At 66.9% G+C, this 4697-nt stretch carries 4 protein-coding genes; all 4 read right to left on the reverse strand.

The window, feature by feature from the left end:
* Positions 1-297 precede the first annotated feature (297 nt).
* Complete coding sequence (locus QRO95_RS24945) at positions 298-576, reverse strand: DUF3325 domain-containing protein (protein WP_285303703.1); 279 nt, start codon at positions 574-576, stop codon at positions 298-300.
* A complete protein-coding gene (locus QRO95_RS24950) occupies positions 573-2183 on the reverse strand; it encodes a PepSY domain-containing protein (RefSeq protein ID WP_285303705.1) in 1611 nt (536 codons plus the stop codon). Before QRO95_RS24950 ends, QRO95_RS24945 begins: the two co-directional genes overlap by 4 nt.
* Positions 2180-2479 (reverse strand): DUF3649 domain-containing protein, encoded by a 300-nt coding sequence (locus tag QRO95_RS24955; RefSeq protein WP_285303706.1) that lies wholly within the window; start codon positions 2477-2479, stop codon positions 2180-2182. Before QRO95_RS24955 ends, QRO95_RS24950 begins: the two co-directional genes overlap by 4 nt.
* Before the next feature lie 52 nt (positions 2480-2531).
* On the reverse strand, positions 2532-4697 hold a 2166-nt coding region (locus QRO95_RS24960; protein WP_285303707.1), incomplete at its 5' end, for a TonB-dependent siderophore receptor.

Below are 4697 nucleotides of genomic sequence, written 5' to 3' on the forward strand. Positions count from 1 at the left end.
CAACCTTGGTTGGCGCCGCGATGCATCGGTGCCCACCAAGGTGGGCATCTACCGAAGCAACGCTCCTAAGGCCTGGTAGTCGCCAACCTTGGTTGGCGCTGGCTTCCATCGGTGCCCACCAAGGTGGGCATCTACCAGAGCAACGCCGCTCAGGCCCGGTAGTCGCCAACCTTGGTTGGCGCTGGCTTCCATCGGCGCCCACCAAGGTGGGCAGCTACCAAAGCAACGCTCCTAAGGCCTGGTAGTCGCCAACCTTGGTTGGCGCCGTGGTGTATGGGTGCCCACCAAGGTGGGCATCTACCGATTCCACCGCCCATGCACCACCATCGCCAACACCACCACGCCCGCGGCAACGCTGGTGTGACCGGACAGCGCAGCCAGACCGAAACCCACGCCCAACCCGCGCATGGCAAACACGGTACTGAACACCAGCAGTGCCCAGCCAATCGCGCGCAGCTGCTGGGTTGCCTGCGCGCTCAGCACACGCCGCATCACGTCCCGCTGATGGCGTTCCATCGCCAGTGCCAGGCAGGCGAACGCGGCCAGCGACAACACGAACAGAATGACGTGGATCATGCGCTGGCCTCCGGTGCCGCAGTGCGTGACGCGGCAGACGGCCGTGCACGCTTCACCTTCGGCGCATGCCGCCAGGTGCGCCAGGCCAGCAGCGTGTGCAGGGCGGCCAATGCCAGTAGGGTCAGGTCGGTGCCAGCGAATGCCCAGTCGCCCGCGGCCAGCGTGCGCCACAGCGGATGCAGCGTGGTCACCGCAGTCAGCACCGGCAGCAGCGCCAGCAGCAACGCCGCCAGCAGGAACTGTTCGATCCATGCACGCTTGGGTGTGCGCATAGTGGCGTGCACGAACATGGCCGCCCAGGTCAGGAAGAACACATGCACCTCCCACGCCGCGCGCCCGTCCATGGTGATGGGCAGCAGGCGGTTGGCCCATAGATAGGCCGCCATCGCCACCGACAGGCCGGCGACGGTGGCGATGTTGAGACGCTCGACCAGGCGGAAGCCGAAGTAGGGGCGCTGCGGATCGGGCAGCTGCGCGCGGCGCTTGACCGTCCATAGCACCAGCCCGGTGCCGACCATGGCGGTGCCGGCCAGGCTGACGATGAAGTACAGCCAGCGCAGAGTGGCATCGGCGAAGCGGCCCAGGTGCAGGCCATACAGCACGCCCTGGGTATCGGCGGCAACGCCCGAGTGTTCCTTGATCTGCAGCAGCTGCCCACCGCTGCCGTCGAACAGCAGATAGTTCGGGGTGGTCGAAACACGGCTGGACTGCGCACGCACCACGGCCACGCGTGCGTTCTCGTCGCCGGGATTCTGCACCTGCACGCTGCCCACCGCGCCGGCTCCCCAGCGCTGCTCGGCCTGCTGCACCAGTGCACCGACGTTGGTGAGCGGAGCAGGGTGGCCGGCGGCCTTCTGCGGTGGCAGGAACAGGCGCATCTCGCTGACGACCTCGGCCTGCTGGCGCTTGTCCGGCAGCTTGGCCAGGCCCCACGGCATGTACAGTACCGCCAGCATCACCAGGCCGCTCCAGGTGATCATGAAGTGGAACGGCAGGCCGAGTACCGACAGCGCCGCGTGTCCATCCAGCCAAGAGCGCTGGCCCTTGCCCCAGCGGAAAGTGAAGAAGTCGGCGAAGATCTTCTTGTGGGTGATTACGCCGCTGACGATGGCGACCAGCATGAACATCGCGCACAGGCCGACGATCCAGCGGCCCCACATCGCCGGCATGTAGTGCAGGTTGAAGTGGAAGGCATAGAAGAAGTCGCCGCCGCCGGTGTCACGTGCCTGCAGCGGTGCACCGGTGCTGGCGTCGAACAGGCCCGAGTCGAAGCCATGCCGGCCACGCCCGCCCGGGCTGGCCCACATCGCCGACACCCACGGCATGCGCGTGCTCGGCAGGCTGAGGTTGATCTGGCTGGCCGCAGGCGTGTCGGCCATGATTGCCGTGACGGTACGCTGCGCAACCACAGCGGCGTCCGGCAACACGGACGGTGTGGCGATTTCCGGGCGGGTGTAGCGCGAGAGCTCGTCGCGGAAGTAGCTGGCGGTGCCGGTGAGGAACATCGCGTACAGGATCCATCCGGCCAGCAGCCCCACCCAGATATGCAGGTCGGACATGGTCTGGCGGATGCCGCGTGGCTTCGGAGTGCGATCGACCTTGCTCATGCAGCGCCTCCGTTGCCGACCGTCTGTGCGATCAACCACAAGGGCAACGCGACGAGGAGCAGGCCCAGCCACGCGCGCCACGCCGAGCGCACCGCGAACACCCAGACCACGGCGCCGGCGTACAGCAGGAAGCTGGCCAGCATGCCAGTGAACACGGCCTGGCGACCATCAATGGGCAGCGCCAGTGCCGCGATGCTGCACAGTGCGGCCAGCACATAGCCGCCGAACAACGCGGCGATGATGCGTGAGACCAGGGGCAGCCAGGCCAGCACGGAGGCGGTACGGGAAACGGTCAAAGCACTTCTCCAGGGCACCACGCGCAATGGCGTGGCGCCCTTGAAACGAGGATCAGAAATCGATGGTGGCCGACAGCAGGGCGGTGCGTGGCGTACCCAGCCCCGAGCCGAGGCTGCCCGCCCAGTACGCCTTGTTGGTCACGTTCTGCACGGTGGCACGCAGTACCAGCGGATGGCCGGCCGCTTGCGTCGCATAGCGGGCACCGAGATCGAACACGGTGCGGCCCGCCACCCACTGGCTGTTGTCAGCAGTGATGTAGCCCTTGGACAGGCTGACCGCGTTGCCGGTGAGGGTGAGGCCGGCAACGGTCGGCACGTCCCATTCGACGCCCAGCTTGCCCTGCCATTGCGGTGTGGCCGTCGCCAGCCGGCCTTCGTTGATACCGCCCTGGGTACGGGTCAGCTTCGGCTGCAGCCAGCCGATGCCGCCGAGCACGCGCAGCTGTTCGGTGGCCTGGCCGAACACGGTCCATTCCACGCCCCGATTGCGTTGCTGGCCTCCGAACGAGAAGACATTCGTGGTCGGATCGGTATAGGAGCTGGGCTTTTCGATCTCGTACACGCTCAATGCGCTGGCCAAGCGGCCGAAGTCGAGCTTGGCACCGACCTCGCGCTGGCGGGTCTTGAACGGCGGGAACACGTCGCCCGCGTTGGCGGCGGTTGCCGGGGCGGTGCTGCCCTGGCTCAGGCCTTCGATGTAATTGGCATACAGTGACAGGCGGTCGCTGGCCTTGAACAGCAGTGCACCGGCCGGGGTGTTGGCGCTGGCGTCGTAGCGTGCGGTGCGCTTGCCTGTGCCGCCATCGAAGGTATCGCTGAGCACGGTCTGGTGACGGATGCCCAGGGTCAGCTGCACACGATCATCGATGAAGGACAGCGTATCGGCGATGCCGAAGCTGGTGGTGCGCACTTCCGCGGTCTTCGGCAGCGACGCATCACTGAAGCTGCGGTCGATGGCAGGGCCCCACTGCGGGTTGTAGATATTGGTTACCCAATCGCGGGCCAGCAGGTTGCGCTTGAAGCCGAACTTCTGGTCGTGCTGGTACCAGGCTGCACTGATGGCCAGCGCGTGATCGACCGCGCCGGTGCGGAAACGCGCCGACAATCCGGCTTCGGCGGTGTCCTTGCTGTAGATGAAGCGTTGGTGGGCGAAGTTGTTGCGGAAGTCGCCGGCGGTGTTGGTGATCAGCGTGGTGGCACTGGCGATGGAGTCGAAATCGGTATGGCCGTGGCCGTAGCTGGCATGCGCCTGCAGGTGGTCATTGATGTCGAACGACCAGCGCAGTGCGGCGGCCTGGTCCTTGACGGTGCTGAAGGTCCAGTCCGGTGCAAACAGGGTGCTGGCTTTCGGCGGGCGGGGCACGGCCAGGCCGGGCGCCAGCGAGACGCCACGGTTGAGGCCATCCACATGGTCGCGGCTGCTGAACAGGTCCAGCGACACCTGCGAGCGCTCACCACGCCAGTCCAGGCCGAGCGATGCGAGCTGCGTCTTGTGCTGCTGGTGGTCGGTGGCGGTGTCGCCGTCGCGATGCACGGCATTGAGGCGTACGCCGAACTGCTTGTCCGCGCCGAAGCGGCGGCCGACATCCAGGTGACCGCCCCACTGCGCGTCGCTGCCGTAGCTGGCGGTGAAGCGGGTCAGCGGCGTGTCGCCTGCACGCTTGGGTACCACGTTAACCGCACCGCCCACCGAGCCACCGGGCGGCATGCCGTTGAGCAGCGCGGACGGGCCCTTCAGCACTTCGATGCTCTCGGCCAGTTCGGGAGTGACGCGGTAGTAGGGGATCAGCCCGTACAGGCCACCAAAGCCGATATCCGACGAGGCGACACCGAAACCGCGGATGTTGAAGTAGTCGGTGATGCCACCACTGGAGCCACTGTTGTAGACGCTGGGGTCGGTCAGTGCGATGACCCGCACCAGGTCCGGCGCCTGGATGTTGTCGATGAATTCGGCGGTGTAGCGGGTGGTGTTGAACGGCGTGTCCATGAAGTCGAGCTCGCCGAGCAGGCCGACGCCGCTGCCGCGCGTGACCTGGCCGCCGGCGTAGGTATCGGTGGGTGCGGTCTTGTCGGCGCGGACGTTCACGGTGGGCAACTGGCGGGCGCCATCGGGTGCATCGTTGGCGTGTGCGGCGGTGGCGATCAGCAGGGTGGGCAGCAACGCCGCACGTGCGGCCAGGGACAGCGCCGAGCGGCGTGGGAGGGGCAGGGTTCGCAG

The sequence above is a fragment of the Stenotrophomonas maltophilia group sp. Smal13 genome (assembly GCF_030236855.1).
Taxonomy (GTDB): domain Bacteria; phylum Pseudomonadota; class Gammaproteobacteria; order Xanthomonadales; family Xanthomonadaceae; genus Stenotrophomonas; species Stenotrophomonas maltophilia_A.

Excerpts from the sequence above, each read along its gene's own strand:
- QRO95_RS24945 (WP_285303703.1), bottom strand. The coding sequence starts at position 576 with ATGATCCACGTCATTCTGTTCGTGTTGTCGCTGGCCGCGTTCGCCTGC.
- QRO95_RS24950 (WP_285303705.1), bottom strand. The coding sequence starts at position 2,183 with ATGAGCAAGGTCGATCGCACTCCGAAGCCACGCGGCATCCGCCAGACC.